This is a genomic window from Kribbella pratensis (assembly GCF_004365355.1).
Classification (GTDB): domain Bacteria; phylum Actinomycetota; class Actinomycetes; order Propionibacteriales; family Kribbellaceae; genus Kribbella.
This window is the reverse complement of the sequence record NZ_SODP01000002.1, coordinates 1,366,758-1,380,834: the sequence shown is the minus strand read 5'-3', so window position 1 is coordinate 1,380,834 and position 14,077 is coordinate 1,366,758. Positions and strand designations below refer to the sequence as shown.

The 14,077-nt window shown below is 66.5% G+C and carries 13 protein-coding genes; 9 read left to right on the top strand and 4 right to left on the bottom strand.

Annotated features, from left to right (window positions below; translation table 11 throughout):
* Window positions 1-67: 67 nt before the first annotated feature.
* The 8 genes from EV653_RS23375 to EV653_RS23340 all read left to right on the top strand — a co-directional run bounded on the left by EV653_RS23375 (window position 68) and on the right by EV653_RS23340 (window position 9,876).
* On the top strand, window positions 68-1,369 hold the full coding sequence (locus EV653_RS23375; RefSeq protein WP_166679525.1) for an ABC transporter substrate-binding protein: 1,302 nt from the start codon (window positions 68-70) through the stop codon (window positions 1,367-1,369).
* A 5-nt stretch (window positions 1,370-1,374) separates the two neighbouring features.
* A complete protein-coding gene (locus EV653_RS23370; RefSeq protein WP_238159989.1) occupies window positions 1,375-2,310 on the top strand; it encodes a carbohydrate ABC transporter permease in 936 nt (311 codons plus the stop codon).
* Window positions 2,307-3,122 (top strand): carbohydrate ABC transporter permease, encoded by an 816-nt coding sequence (locus tag EV653_RS23365; protein WP_134105835.1) that lies wholly within the window; start codon window positions 2,307-2,309, stop codon window positions 3,120-3,122. The genes EV653_RS23370 and EV653_RS23365 overlap by 4 nt, the downstream gene beginning before the upstream one ends.
* A complete protein-coding gene (locus EV653_RS23360) occupies window positions 3,119-4,582 on the top strand; it encodes a hypothetical protein (protein WP_134105834.1) in 1,464 nt (487 codons plus the stop codon). Before EV653_RS23365 ends, EV653_RS23360 begins: the two co-directional genes overlap by 4 nt.
* Window positions 4,583-4,602: 20 nt before the next feature.
* Entirely contained in the window at window positions 4,603-6,609 is a 2,007-nt protein-coding gene (locus EV653_RS23355) for an alpha-amylase family protein (RefSeq protein ID WP_238159987.1), read from the top strand.
* Window positions 6,610-6,620: 11 nt separating this feature from the next.
* The gene (aceB, locus tag EV653_RS23350) at window positions 6,621-8,186 is read left to right on the top strand and encodes a malate synthase A (protein ID WP_134105832.1); all 1,566 of its coding nucleotides are present in this window, start codon (window positions 6,621-6,623) and stop codon (window positions 8,184-8,186) included.
* A 210-nt stretch (window positions 8,187-8,396) separates the two neighbouring features.
* The gene (locus EV653_RS23345) at window positions 8,397-9,380 is read left to right on the top strand and encodes a phosphotransferase (protein ID WP_166679524.1); all 984 of its coding nucleotides are present in this window, start codon (window positions 8,397-8,399) and stop codon (window positions 9,378-9,380) included.
* Between the two features lie 76 nt (window positions 9,381-9,456).
* The gene (locus EV653_RS23340) at window positions 9,457-9,876 is read left to right on the top strand and encodes a VOC family protein (RefSeq protein WP_134105830.1); all 420 of its coding nucleotides are present in this window, start codon (window positions 9,457-9,459) and stop codon (window positions 9,874-9,876) included.
* Here EV653_RS23340 and EV653_RS23335 read toward each other — a convergent pair.
* Window positions 9,842-10,237, bottom strand: coding sequence for a cupin domain-containing protein (locus EV653_RS23335; protein WP_134105829.1), 396 nt, complete (start codon window positions 10,235-10,237; stop codon window positions 9,842-9,844). The genes EV653_RS23340 and EV653_RS23335 overlap by 35 nt on opposite strands.
* A 68-nt stretch (window positions 10,238-10,305) precedes the next feature.
* Between EV653_RS23335 and EV653_RS23330 the strand changes: the two genes are divergently transcribed.
* Window positions 10,306-10,527 (top strand): hypothetical protein, encoded by a 222-nt coding sequence (locus EV653_RS23330; protein WP_134105828.1) that lies wholly within the window; start codon window positions 10,306-10,308, stop codon window positions 10,525-10,527.
* A 5-nt stretch (window positions 10,528-10,532) separates the two neighbouring features.
* On the opposite strand, the gene EV653_RS23325 is transcribed toward EV653_RS23330, so the two are convergent.
* The 3 genes from EV653_RS23325 to EV653_RS23315 form a co-directional block, all read right to left on the bottom strand.
* Window positions 10,533-11,294 (bottom strand): S1 family peptidase, encoded by a 762-nt coding sequence (locus EV653_RS23325; RefSeq protein WP_134105827.1) that lies wholly within the window; start codon window positions 11,292-11,294, stop codon window positions 10,533-10,535.
* 103 nt (window positions 11,295-11,397) lie between these two features.
* On the bottom strand, window positions 11,398-13,530 hold the full coding sequence (locus EV653_RS23320) for a bifunctional polysaccharide deacetylase/glycosyltransferase family 2 protein (protein WP_238159986.1): 2,133 nt from the start codon (window positions 13,528-13,530) through the stop codon (window positions 11,398-11,400).
* Complete coding sequence (locus EV653_RS23315) at window positions 13,527-13,964, bottom strand: hypothetical protein (RefSeq protein WP_134105826.1); 438 nt, start codon at window positions 13,962-13,964, stop codon at window positions 13,527-13,529. Before EV653_RS23315 ends, EV653_RS23320 begins: the two co-directional genes overlap by 4 nt.
* Window positions 13,965-14,077 lie beyond the last annotated feature (113 nt).

Genomic DNA, 14,077 nt, shown 5'->3' with positions numbered 1-14,077 from the left:
CGCCGAAGCCAGTGTGTATACGTATTCATTGTATACGTATTCATCCCTCCGTGGATGGGAGATTCCGGTGCAGACACAACTCTCCAACCTGAGCCGCCGCAGGTTTCTCGCCGGACTGACGGGACTCACGGCCGCCGGAGTACTGGCCGGCTGTGGTGGCAACGGCAATGCAGGTGGTGGTGGGGGCAAGAGCCTCACCTTCCTCAACTGGGAGCAGGTCAAGGGCAACCCGCTGGAGCAGGCGATCCAGGCCTTCGAGAAGGAATCGGGGACGAAGGTCACCGTCCAGCCCGCTGTCACCCAGGAATACGACACCAAGATGCGCACGCTGATCGCGGGCGGCAGTCCGCCGGACGTGATGCGGATCAACGACGACTTCGTCCGTGGCTTCTCCCAGCAGGGAGCGCTGCTGGACCTGAAGCCGTACATCGACAAGGACAAGCTCGACACGTCGCAGTTCGCCAAGGAGACTTTCGACTTCCCGCAGCAGCCCGACGGTTCGCACACCGCGTGGGTCCTCGGCTACCAGCCGCGGCTGATCTTCTACAACGTCGATCTGTTCAAGCAGGCCGGCGTGCCGTTGCCGCCGACAACCTGGACGGACGAAGGCTGGACCTGGTCCGACTTCGAGGAGAAGGCCAAGAAGCTCACCGACCCGGCGAAGAAGCAGTACGGCGCGCTGGTCTACCTGGACACCGGCTACGAGCAGACGTTCACCGTGAACCACGGCAGCCAGACGGGCATCTTCTCCAAGGACGGCACGCAGTTCACGCTGTCGGACCCGAAGGAATCCGAGGCGCTGCAGTGGGCGACCGACCTGACCTGCAAGGACAAGGTGCAACCGCCCTGGTCCGCGTTGCAGCAGGACAACATCCAGAACCAGATGTTTGCCCAGGGCAAGATCGCGATGATGTTCGCGACCTTCGGCACGGTGCCGTACCTGCGGCAGACCGTCAAGGACTTCACCTGGGACGTCGCTCCGCCACCTGGTGAGGTGGAGCAGAAGACCGAGTCCAGCGTGATCGTGTTCTGCGTCCCGAAGAAGGCGAAGAACCCCGATGCGGCCTGGGACCTGCTGAAGTACCTCGCCAGTGAGGAAGGCGGCAAGATCCTGCTGCAGGGCGGCGCGTTCACGCCGATCAACCTCAAGGCGGCGGCCGAGCTGGCGCCGAACGGGAAGGCGCCCGCCCATATCGGGCTGTTCGCCGAGGCCGCGAAGCACCTGACCGCGACCAACCAGACCAAGAACACCATCGGCGCCCGCGAGCTGTACCGGCCCGCGCTGGACAACGCCTACAACTGCGAGAAACCGGTCGCCGACGTTCTCCAAGGCGTCAAATCACAGGTGGAGAACGCCTTGAAGGGTTGATGTCGATGGCAACCATCACGATGACGCGCCGTACCTCCGACGCCGTCAACACAGCCGACGTACGCCGGGCCCGCCGGAAACAGAACCTCACCGGCTGGCTGTTCATCAGCCCGATCGTGGTCGGGGTGGTGGCGTTCCAGTTCTTCCCGATCCTGGTCTCGATCGCCGCCTCGCTGACCGACTGGAACGGCATCTCGGCGCCGAAGTTCGTCGGCCTGAAGAACTTCAGCGAGATGTTCACCGACGACCCGTTGTTCCTGCAGACGTTCAAGAACACGGTGTACTTCACGCTGGCGAGCATCCCGCTGACGATCGGCATCGGCCTGGTGCTGGCCTTGCTCTGCGCTCGTCCGATCCGCGGCGTCGCGTTCTTCCGGACGGCGTACTTCGCGCCGTACGTGACGAATGTGGTGGCGATCGGGTTCGTCTGGTTCTGGTTCTTCCAGCCGGACAACGGCGTGATCAACGGTCTGCTCAGCCAGCTCGGGATCAACGGCCCGCAATGGCTGTCGAGCTCGAGCTGGGCGATGCCTGCTGTGATCATGGTCAGCGTCTGGCAGGGCATCGGCTACCCGATGATCATCCTGCTCGCGGGTCTGCAGGGCCTGCCGAACGAGTTCTACGAGTCGGCGAAGATCGACGGGGCCGCCGCATGGCAGCGGCTGCGGTTCATCACGTTGCCGCTGCTGACGCCGCACTTCCTGTTCCTGCTGATCACGCAGTTCATCTCGTCGTTCCAGGTGTTCGGCCTGATCTACGTGATGACCAAGGGCGGGCCCGGCCACGCCACCAGCGTCTACATCTACAACATCTATCAGAACGCGTTCAGCTACGGGAAGGTCGGCTACGCCTCGGCGATGGCGTGGATCCTGTTCGTGGTGATCGCGGCCGTCACCTTCCTGCAGTGGAAGCTGCAGAAGAGGTGGGTGTTCTACACATGAGAATCGTCGGAAAGACTTCGCAGTACGTCGTGATGACGTTGTTCGCGGTCGCGTTCCTGGCGCCGCTGGTCTGGATGATCAGCGCGTCGTTGCGGCCCGAGGCGAAGGTGCTCAGCTCGCCGCCGAAATTCCTCCCCACGGACACGCAGTGGAGCAACTACGGCGAGGTGTTCGACCTGATCCCGGTGTTTCTGTGGAACAGTGTCAAACTCGCCGGGTTGAACGTGATCGGCATTCTGATCGTCGCGTCGATGGCCGGCTACGCGTTCGCGCGGTTGCGGTTCGCCGGCCGGGACATCGCGTTCATGGTGCTGCTCGCCACGTCGATCATCCCCGGTATCGCGTACCTGATCCCGCAGTACATCGTCTTCCAGCACATCGGCTGGGTGGACACGCAGTACCCGCTGTGGGTGCCGAAGGTGCTCACTCCGGTGTTCGCGACATTCCTCATGCGGCAGTCGTTCCTGACGATTCCGAACGAACTCGAGGACGCCGGCAAGATCGACGGTGCCTCGACGTTCGGAATCTACTGGCGGATCATGCTGCCGCAGACCAAGCCGGCGCTCGCCGCGATCGGGGTCTTCACGTTCCTCGAATCGTGGAACGACCTGTTCGGTCCGTTGATCTACATCACGTCCGAGAACCTGCAGACGTTGCCGGTGGCACTCGCGCAGTTCCAGGGCGAGTACTTCACCAAGATCAGTCTGCTGATGGCAGGCGCGACGATCTCCGTCGTACCGGTCATCGCCGTCTTCCTTTTCGCCCAGCGCTATTTCATCCAAGGCATCACGATGACAGGAATGAAGGGGTGAGCATCGTGCCCGATCGGGTCGTTGCCATGCAGATCGGAGCCATCTCGTTCGTCGACGAAGGCGTCGACCGGACACTCGATATCCTGGCCGAGCGCGGCGCGGTCAACGCGCTGTTCCTGGCCACACCGACCTGGACCCGGGGAACCGGCGGCCGGCAGATTCCGGGCTACCCGATCCCCGACCACGGCGTCCAGGATTACGACCTCGGCTGGGTCGGCGGGAACTACGCGACCCCGCATCCGCAGTACTACGGCAACACCGTGCTCGGCGACGTCGGCCGTGCACCCGAGCACCCCGAGCTGGACCTGCTCGGCGAGGTGATCCCGAAGGCCCGCGAGCGCGGCATGAAGTCGTTCGCGTGGATGGAGGAGAGCGGCGGCGCGCGCGAACTGCGAACGTACCCGAACTTCGCCAAGGTGCTCGAGGTCGACGCCTGGGGTCGCCCGGGGCGGCGGCCGTGCTTCAACAACCCGGACTACCGCAACTGGCACCTCGGGTTCGTCGAGGACTACGTGCAGAGCTACGAGCTCGACGGTCTGGCCTGGTGCTCGGAGCGGCCCGGTCCGCTGAACATGCTGATGCAGGGCACGGTCGACGTGTCGGAGATCGGCTGCTTCTGCCCGCACTGCCGTGCTGTTGCGCGCGAGCGTGGCATCGACGTCAACAAGGCGATGCAGGGATACCGCGAGCTGGTCGAGTGGAACCAGCGGGTCGGCGCGGGCGAGCGGCCGGTGGACGGCGCGTTCGTGACGTTCTGGAGGATCCTGCTCAACTTCCCCGAAGTACTCGCCTGGCAGACGTTGTGGACCGAGAGCCAGCGGCAGCTGTACCGCGACATCTACGGCGTCGCCAAGGCGATCTCGCCCGAGGTGCAGGTCGGCTGGCACGTCTACCACAACATCTCGTTCAGCCCGTTCTACCGGGCGGACCAGGACTACACGGAGATGGCGAAGTTCTCGGACTTCATCAAGGTCGTCATCTACAACAACTGCGCCGGCCCGCGGTTCTTCACCTGGGTGAAGAGCATCTGCGGTGCGCTGTTCGCCGACGCGGAGCCCGAGGACGTGTACCCGTTGATGATGAAGCTGCTGCAGCTCGACGAGGGTTCGTACGAGAAGCTGCCGCAGACCGGCTTCACCGCGGACTACGTACGCCGGGAGACCGAGCGGGCCGTCGCCGGTGTCGGCGGGCAGAGCGCGATCTACCCGGGCATCGACATCGACATCCCGGTCGGCGTCGCGAAGCAGCGCGGGCTGGAGAAGCCGCGTGACGTCGGCACCAAGATCAACTGGGACGACAACGAGGGCGAGCTGACCGCCTGCACGCGCGAGTCGGTGCGGGACGCGACGCTGGCCGCGTTCGAAGGCGGCGCTGAAGGCGTCGTACTCAGTCGCAAGTACTCCGAGATGCTGCTGGAGAACCTGTCCGGTGCCGGCGACGCGGTCCGGAGTCTCCCGTGAAGCCTTGGTATCAAAGGACTTTGAGGTGGGCGCAGACGAATCTCACCGAGAAGGATCCGGCCCGGTACGACGCCGAGTGGTGGCGGGAGCACTGGCGTCGTACCAAGGTGCAGGGGGTGATCGTCAACGCCGGCGGCATCGTCGCGTACTACCCGAGCAAGTTCGAGCTGCAGCACCGGGCGGAGTACCTCGGTGATCGCGATCTGTACGGCGAGATCGCCAAGCTCGCGCAGGAGGACGGGCTGACGGTGCTGGCCCGGATGGACTCGAACCGGGCGCACCAGCCGTTGTACGACGCGCATCCGGACTGGTTCGCGATCGATGCCGACGGCAACCCTTATCGGGCCGGCAACTTGTACGTCGCCTGCGTCACGGGCCCGTACTACAAGGACTTCCTGACCGGAATCCTCGAGGAGATCATCGAGCGGACCTCGCCGGACGGGTTGACCGACAACAGCTGGAGCGGCCTCGGCCGGGACTCGATCTGCTACTGCCCGAACTGTCGTGACAGCTTCGGGCAGGACCTGCCGGCGTCGCCGGACTGGGCCGATCCGGTGTACCGGCAGTGGATCCGCTGGAGTTACGACCAGCGGCTCGCGGTCTGGGACCTGAACAACGAGGTGACGAGGCGTGCGGGCGGTCCGGACTGCTTGTGGATCGGGATGAACGGGGGCGAGGTCGTTGCCCAGAGCAAGAGGCTGCGCGACGACGTCGAGATCTGCAAGCGGGCGTCGATCTTCATGCTGGACTCGCAGTGGCGGCACGAGGAGTCCGGGTTCCAGGCGAACGCGGACTCCGGCAAGCGCCTGCACGGGTTGCTCGGCTGGGACACGCTGATCCCGGAGAGCACGGCGATGTACGACGCCGGCGTACCGACGTTCCGGCTCGGGAGCAAGCCTGAGCCGGAGGCGCGGATGTGGGCGATCGAGGGGTGGGCCGGCGGGATCCAGCCGTGGTGGCACCACATCGGATCGGTGCATGACGACCGGCGGCAGTATGCGACGGCACAGCCGCTCTTCGAATGGCACCAGGCCAATGAGGAGTTCCTCGTCGATCGCGAGCCGGTGGCTACGGTCGGGCTGTTGTGGAGTCAGCGCAGTGTGGACTTCCACGGCAAGGACGAGCCGGAGACGGTGAGTCAGCTGCCCTACCGTGGGTGGGTCGATGCGCTGGTCCGGGCGCGCATCCCGTACTTGCCCACGACTGAAGTCGATGAACGCTTCCAGGTGCTTGTTGTGCCGAACGTGGGTGTGCTGACCGACGAGCAGATCGCACAGTTGCAGGCCTATAGCGGCCGCCTTGTCGTGACCGGGGAATCGGGGCTCTACGACGAGTGGGGCGATCGCCGGGACGACTGGGCGTTGGGCGACCTGCTGGGAGTCCGGCACGCGGGCAAGCGGCTGGGCGACGGGACGGTGACCGACTGGGAGAACTACGACAGCCACAGCTACCTGCGGATCGAGGACCGATCGGTTTTCGACGGCGACACCGACGTACTGCCGTTCGGCGGGCAGTTGGAGCTGGTGGAGGTGGTGGAGACCGGCAAGCCTGCGCTGACCTGGATCCCGCCGTTCCCGATCTATCCGCCGGAGAAGTCGTGGATGGAGGAGCCGCGGAGCGATACCCCGGCGCTGGTGCTCGGCGAGCGTACGGCGTACCTCGCGGCGGACCTCGATCGGCAGTACGCGAAGCATCATCACCCGGATCACGGCAAGGTGCTCGCGAACCTGGTCCGGCACGACGGCATCCCGCTGCGCGTGGACGGTGCCGGCGTACTGGATTGTCAGCTCTACAAGCAGGGCGACCGGCACATCCTGCACCTGGTCAACCTCGATCAGGGTGGCGCCTGGCGCGGTCGTTTGGAGGAGTTCACGCCCGCGGGCCCGTTCACTGTGTCGCTCAGGGTGACCGGGTCGCGAGCGCGACTTCTCGTCTCGGGTGATGAGGTAGAAGTGAAGGAGCAGGACGGCTGGATTACGGTCGAGGTAGACCGGATCACCGATCACGAAGTCGTAGTACTGAGCTAAGGGAGCGACACGTGTCCATCGACGTCACCGGCCCGATGAACGAGCGGTACGACGAGATTCTCACCGAGCGTGCGCTCGGGCTCATCGAGACGTTGCACCGCACGTACGACGGGCGGCGCAAGGAGCTGCTGGAGCGCCGCGAGCAGCGGGTCGCGGAGATCGCGGCCGGGGCGTCGCTGGGGTTTCTGCCGGAGACGAAGGATGTCCGCGACGACCCGGAGTGGCGGGTCGCGCCCGCGGCTCCGGGCCTGGTCGACCGGCGGGTGGAGATCACCGGCCCGACCGACCGCAAGATGACCATCAACGCGCTGAACTCGGGCGCCAAGGTCTGGCTGGCAGACCAGGAGGACGCGAACACGCCCACCTGGGAGAACGTGGTCGGCGGCCAGCTGAACCTGCTCGACGCGATCAGCCGTCGCATCGACTTCAGCACCGACGCGAAGAGCTACGCGCTGAAGCCGGACGAGGAGCTCGCGACGATCGTCGTACGGCCGCGGGGCTGGCACCTGCCGGAGAAGCACATCCAGGTCGACGGGGAGCCGGTCAGCGGTTCGCTGGTCGACTTCGCGCTGTACTTCGCCGCCTGTGCGGAACTGCAGCTCGCCCGCGGGCAAGGACCGTACTTCTACCTGCCGAAGATGGAATCGCACCTCGAAGCGCGGCTCTGGAACGACGTGTTCGTGACCGCCCAGGACACGATCAGAATCCCGCGCGGGACGATCCGGGCGACCGTGCTGATCGAGACGTATCCGGCCGCGTTCGAGATGGAGGAGATCCTGTACGAACTGCGGGACCACTCCGCCGGGCTGAACGCCGGGCGCTGGGACTACATGTTCAGCGTGATCAAGACGCACCGGACCCGCGGCAAGGACTTCCAGCTGCCGGACCGCAACAGCGTCACGATGACGGTGCCGTTCATGCGCGCGTACACCGAGCTGCTCGTGCGGACGTGCCACAAGCGCGGCGCGCATGCGATCGGCGGGATGGCGGCGTTCATCCCGAGCAAGGACCCGGCGGTCAACGAGCAGGCGTTCGCGAAGGTCGAGGCCGACAAGACCCGCGAGGCCGGCGACGGCTTCGACGGCTCGTGGGTCGCGCACCCGGGCATGGTTGAAACCTGCCGGACCGTGTTCGACTCGGTCCTCGGCGACAAGCCGAACCAGGTCGACAAGCTCCGCGAGGACGTTGCGGTGACAGCCGATCAGCTGCTGGATGTCGCCTCCACACCGGGTGAGGTCACCGAGGCCGGCCTGCGCAACAACGTCAGCGTCGCCGTGCAGTATCTGGCCGCCTGGCTCGAGGGCACCGGCGCCGTCGGCATCTTCAACCTGATGGAGGACGCGGCCACCGCGGAGATCTCTCGCTCACAGATCTGGCAGTGGCGGCGCAACGAGGTCGTCCTCGACACCGGCGAGACCGTAACCACGGATCTGGTCGAGCGCATCGCGGACGAGGAGATCGACAAGCTCGGCAACCCCGGCCGCTATGACGCAGCCCGCTCGCTGTTCCTCGAGGTCGCCCTCGCCGACGAGTACATCGACTTCCTGACCCTCCCGGCGTACGAACGCTTCAACTGACAAGGAGCTCTGCCGCCTTCCGGCGCCGCTGGTCGCGATCGGGGGCTTCCCGCCGGGGGAAGCCCCCGCCTGCTCCCGCAGATATCCCCGGCTATGAGGGATTTCTGTGGTGACGCCGGCTCAAGCGGGTCACCGTAGTGGCACGTCTTCGCGCAGGAACCTTGCCCTACCAGCCGTCGTTGGAACCACCAACGAATCCTGGAGGGAAAGTTGTACCCGCCGTCCCCGAAAGAAGTCGCGAGCGCGTTCGATCTGGGTAAACCCGTCGGCGAGCTCCAGCATTTCAGGCGGGGTGGTGCCGACACCTGGCGGCTCAACACCTCAACCGGGAGCTATTTCGTCAAAGGCTACTTTCCGGCGATCGGCAGTCAGTTCGACGGCGGGCAGCTGCTCGACCAACTGGTAGTCGCGATGGCGTTCGAGCGCGAGGCGCGTGCAGCACGCATCCACATGCCAGAACCGGTCAGGCCGGTCGATCCGCTCCTGGATTGGCTGGCGCGCATCGGGGATCGGTTGTTTCGGGTTTACCGATGGATCGAGCACCGGACGTACGACCGCGACGTCTCGGCCTGGCTCGGGCGGACGATGGCGCAAGTCCATCAACTGCAGCCCCTCGGACTGGTTGGCCTGCCTGAGTGGTGGCGGCCGGCAATCCAAGCCCCCGAGACCTGGGAGAGCTGGTTCGCCGGGGCCAGAGATCGTGACCTGTCCTGGGCAGGTCTATGCGCCGATAGCCTCCCGCACATCATCACGTCCACCGAACGCATCACAGAGGTGCTAGACGTTGCCCCAGACATCGTCACAACGCATGGCGACTTCAAGACCCACAACGTCGTCATGTCCGACTCCGGGCCCGTCCTGGTCGACTGGGACAGCGTGCGGACCGACAGCGCGGCACTCGAGGCCGGCCGGGTCGCGTACATCTTCGGCGCAGGCAATCGCGAGCAGACCAACAAGATCCTCAGGGCGTACGTCGAAGCCGGTGGCGAGCTCGGATGGGCCGGACCAGACCTCTTCCTCAGCGTGACCAGAAATCACCTGCAGATCCTCGCCGAGCAGATCCGCGTCTCACTCGGCGAGGCCCCCGCCGCCCGCTGGATGGGCGCCCCCGCGACGATCGACGCCACCATCGCCAACCTGCTCCGAGACCTCCCCGCCAAGCTCGACCATCTACGTTATGGACGTCCGCAATAACTACCGACGAAGAGTCGGTCACAGAAGGCGGCGGCGTTCTGTCTTACTGGAGAGGACTTGACGTTGGGAGATACTGATGGCAGACGGCAACGACTTTCCCGCTCCAGTGGAGGGGCTGCTGGTTACGCAGTTTCTGACCGTGCGTGATGTCGCCGTGTCGCGGGAGTTCTACGCGAACATCTTTGGCGGGACGGTCGTGCGGGCCGAGAATCCGGCGACCGTCAAGGTCGCCAACACCTGGATCATCATGAACCCCGGAGGCGGACCGACCCCGGACAAACCCGACGTGACGTTGACCGCGCCCGAGCCGGGTGATCCGGTGTCGGCGTTCCTCAACGTGCGGGTTGCCGACATCGACGCGTTCTACGCCGACGCCCTTGCCAAGGGCGGGCAGTTCCTGACCGCGCCGATCGACCGCCACGCGGAGGTGCGGTGCTATCTGCGTGACCCCGACGGATACCTCATCGAGATCGGTCAGACGACCGGCCTGCTGTAGGCGGGTCGACGTTGACGGTGGGGATGCCGCCGCCGGCTCGGGCGATGATTGCGAGGGACGGGTCCGAGCTGGGGTTGCTTTCGCGGTGGATGGTGAAGGCGGGGACGTGGACGAAGTCGCCGGCGACCGCGTCGAGGTACTCGTCGGTGCCTTCGAACTCGAGGCGGAGTACTCCGCGGACGATGTAGAGGCTGCTCTCGTTCTTGTCGTGGTGGTGCCACCCGGAGATCGCGCCGGGCTGGGTGATGACCTGGCCGGACCACAGGATCGGGAGTTCGAAGGCTCGCATCCGGAGCATCCCGGACGTCGGGTCGGCGGCGACCAGATCGCCGGCTTTGATCACGCGAACAGGTTCAGCCATACGGTCAGTTTGCCTCCGTCCGGCTCAAGTCGGCACGTCGGTGGGTGTGTACGGCATAGGCTGCGGAGATGGCGAGCATTGTGTTGCGAGTTCGGCTCATCAGCGGTGACCAGCTCGACGTCACCTTCGAGGAGGCGCAGGTGGCGGACGACGTTGTGGTCGAGCGTGCCGTCGCAGCGCTTTCCGGCGATACCGGCACGCTCCGGTGTCGACACGGCGATCGGCTCCTCGTGCTGTACGCGCGGGGAGTCGCAGCTCTGGAGATCGCTCCACGCGGCGCGGTGCTGTAGGCGGCTCAGCGAGCCAGCTGCGGCGCGAGTGCCCTCGCGACGGCGGCGGTTTCGGCGTACACGCCGGGTTTGCCGGGCTGGGCGCATCCTTGTCCCCACGAGACGACGCCGAGCAGCCGGCCGTTCAGCACCAGCGGGCCGCCGGAGTCGCCTTGGCAGGCGTCGATGCCACCGTTGAGGTAGCCGGCGCAGACGTTCGTCGCGGCGGCGTACCCGTTGGTGACGTAGCTCTTCACCGACAGGCAGGTCTTGTCCCCGAGGTCCGGGACCGCCGCCTTCTGCAGCGTGTCGTCCATCCCTGTCCCTTCCGTGTCACCCCACCCATAGACCGTCGGTACGACGCCATTACGGTCCGCCCGCGCCCGCGTCTCCAGCGGCAGCACCGGCACTCCGGTGAACGGCTTGGCCAGCGTCAGTACGGCGAAGTCGTAGCGGTTGTCCTTCGTGTTGTACCCGGGATGGATCCAGACCTTGCTGATCGCCGACGTCTGGCCCACGGAGTCGTCGGCGAGATTCGCCCGCCCTTGGACGGCGTAGTACGTCGAGATGTCCTCGTCCATGCAATGTGCTGCCGTGACGATTTTGTTCGGCTTCACGAGTACGGCGCCGCAGTACCGCCCGCTGGACGACGCCGACTGCGTGTTGTTCAGCGCGATCGCCCACGGCGCCTCGGTGGCACTCGCCAACGTCCCACCGACGACGACTGGTTTGGCGCCGGCCGTGACGGCCAGCAGAACCCCGACAACAAGTGCAGCCCGCTTCAACATCAACTACTCCACGTGAGAGGAAGATCGCTGCAAGTAAACTCCCACGCCGAGCAGGATCGTCCCCAGCCCCCACGCCGCACTTCCGGTAGTCCGGCGGCAGCAGTCACGAAGTAGTCGGCGCCTGCAGGCTGCCGTAGCGCTCCATGCGTTGCCAGCGGAGTCGGGTGCCGGCCAGGGCGGTGAAGACCGACTGGATGACGACCAGGTACATCAGCTGGCGGTAGACGAACTGCTGCAGCGGCAGCGTCCACAGGGGACCGGCACGTTCGCCATCCAGGCGGAAGGCGTAGAAGCCCATGACCAGTTGCAGGAGCACGAAGCCGAGCCACACGGACATGACGCGGACCGGGTTGAGGAACACGAGGCCGTAGATCGCGAACACGTCCACTACCGGCGCCAGCAGCGGAAGCAGCACCTGGAAGAGCATCAGGTAGGTCAGCCCGCGTCGACCGAACTTCCCGGCCGTACCGCGCTGCACCATCGCGCCGCGATGCTTCCACATCGCCTGCAGCGTGCCGTAGCACCAGCGGTACCGCTGCCGCCACAGCGCGCCGAGCGAGGCCGGAGCCTCGGTCCACGCCACCGCGCTCTCCTCGTAGACCACCCGCCACCCGTCCCGGCACAGCGCCATGGTCAGGTCGGTGTCCTCGGCGAGGGTCACGTCGCTCAGCCCACCGATCCGCTCCAGCGCCGTACGGCGGAATCCGCCGACCGCGCCGGGGACGGTCGGCATGCATTCGGCCAGGTCGAACAACCGCCGGTCCAGGTTGAACCCGATCACGTACTCGATGTGCTGCCAGCGACCGAGCAGGCCGCGCCGGTTGCCGACCTTGGCGTTGCCCGACACCGCCCCGACACTCGGATGCGCGAACGGCTGGACGAGATTCCGGACCGCGTCGGGTTCGAAGACCGTGTCGCCGTCGACCATGACGATCAGCTCGTACCGCGCGGCGCGGAGGCCGGTGTTGAGCGCGACCGGCTTGCCCGCGTTCGGCTGCCGGATCACGCGGACCCAGCGCAGTCCCTCGTTCCTGATCAGCGCCTCGACAAGGTCCGCCGTACCGTCGGTCGACCCGTCGTCGACGACGATCACTTCGACCGGATGGTCCGACGCGACCAGCGACCGGATGGCCGCCTCGATCCCCGCGCTCTCGTTGTACGCCGGAACGATCACGCTGACCGGTTCGGTGACCGGTGGTCCCCAGGTCCAGTCGCGCATCCGGGCGTGCCGCCGCGCGGCGACGACGGTGGTGATCGCCCGCAGCACGCTCAGCGCGCCCGCGGCGTACAGGAGCCAGGTCAGCAACGACAGGACCGCATCGCTGATCCGCATCACCCAGATCACGGCGAGACCGCGGCCGCGGTCGAGCAGACCGGCCTGGCGCGTCGGGTCCGGCAGACCGACGGCGTCGCTGACCGTGGCGAACCGGAACCCACGGGCTTTCAGCCGGGGCAGCAGTTTGCTCAGCGCCTCGACGGTCTCGCTGCGGTCGCCGCCCGCGTCGTGCATCAGCAGCACCTGTCCGGCTGTGCTGCGCGGCATCGAGTTGGCGATCACCTGGTCGGTCCCGGGCCGCCGCCAGTCCTCACTGTCCTGGCTGGTCAGTACGGCGAGGTAACCCGCCTGGCGGATCTGCTGCAGCGCGGCCCAGTCGCGATCGGTCAGCGCCCTGGGTTCCGACGAGTACGGCGGACGGAGCAGCGTCGTACTGACCCCGGTGGCGCCGGCGAGGATGAGCTGGCTCTGCCGGAGCTCGAGCGAGCGCCGCCAGCCCGCGGTGGTCGACAGATTCGCGTGGGTGAAGCTGTGAACGGCGATCTGATGGCCTTCGGCGACTATCCGGCGGGCCAGCTCCGGGTGCGCGGCGACCGCTGTACCGACGACGAAGAAGGTCGCGTGGACCTTCTGCGCGCGGAGCAGGTCGAGGATCCTGGGCGTCCAGACGGGGTCGGGCCCGTCATCGAACGTGAGCGCGATGGTACGAGCGTGCGGTGACACCGAGCGCGGCACGCCGGGGCCGGCGTCGATGACCGGTCCACCGGTCACGATCGACCGCGGGACCGTACTGGATCCGCCGGTCGACTTGACCGCGCCGTCGGGCTCCGCGCCGAACATGTGGTGCGTGTAGCCGTTCAGCAGCAGCATGGTGGACAGGCAGACGAGCAGCATCGTCAGCACGATCCAATGCGTGCGGAGCGGGACCTGCTTGGCCCGTCGTGCGACCGGTCTGCTCACGGCTTGGTCGGCGTCTTGGTCCGCCCCGGCGGCGTGGTCGGCTTGTTGCCGTGCGTGGTGGTCGTCGTCGCCGTAGGGGCAGCGGTGGTCGGCGAGTTGGTCCGCCCGGGCGGTGTAGTCGGTGCCGTTGTCGGTGCGACCGTCGGAGTCGGGGGCGCAACAGTCCCCGGCGGGACGACGGGCGTGGAAACCCCGGTGGTCGGGACGCTCGTCGGACCGCCGGTCGGGGTCGTGGAGTCGATGGTCGACGACGGCTGCGTCGAGGAACTCTCGGACGGTCCGTCACCTGGTGTCACGGTGTGGCCACCGGTCGGCCGCGGAGTCTGAGCTGCGGCCTCGGCAGGCGGAGTGGCCGGCCGGTGCTGAGGCTTGGCCTCGGGGAGCGGGATCAGCGGCGTGTCCAGGCGTGGTCCGCCGAGAAGGCTACTGCCCATGAGGATGAGGTAACCGACGGTAGGCACCGCGAGGAGCGCGCCGGTTCTGCGGATGGTACGGCGGCGTCGCCCGGTCGAATCGAGGAAAACCGGCCGCCGAGCGGAAGGCGGTC

What these genes read in the sequence shown, in the direction of transcription:
- EV653_RS23330 (WP_134105828.1), top strand. Translation starts at nt 10,306, where the DNA reads ATGGCGAGCATTGTGTTGCGAGTTCGGCTCATCAGCGGTGACCAGCTC.
- EV653_RS23365 (WP_134105835.1), top strand. Translation starts at nt 2,307, where the DNA reads ATGAGAATCGTCGGAAAGACTTCGCAGTACGTCGTGATGACGTTGTTC.
- EV653_RS23370 (WP_238159989.1), top strand. Translation starts at nt 1,375, where the DNA reads ATGGCAACCATCACGATGACGCGCCGTACCTCCGACGCCGTCAACACA.
- EV653_RS23335 (WP_134105829.1), bottom strand. Translation starts at nt 10,237, where the DNA reads ATGGCTGAACCTGTTCGCGTGATCAAAGCCGGCGATCTGGTCGCCGCC.
- EV653_RS23315 (WP_134105826.1), bottom strand. Translation starts at nt 13,964, where the DNA reads ATGGGCAGTAGCCTTCTCGGCGGACCACGCCTGGACACGCCGCTGATC.
- EV653_RS23340 (WP_134105830.1), top strand. Translation starts at nt 9,457, where the DNA reads ATGGCAGACGGCAACGACTTTCCCGCTCCAGTGGAGGGGCTGCTGGTT.
- EV653_RS23325 (WP_134105827.1), bottom strand. Translation starts at nt 11,294, where the DNA reads ATGTTGAAGCGGGCTGCACTTGTTGTCGGGGTTCTGCTGGCCGTCACG.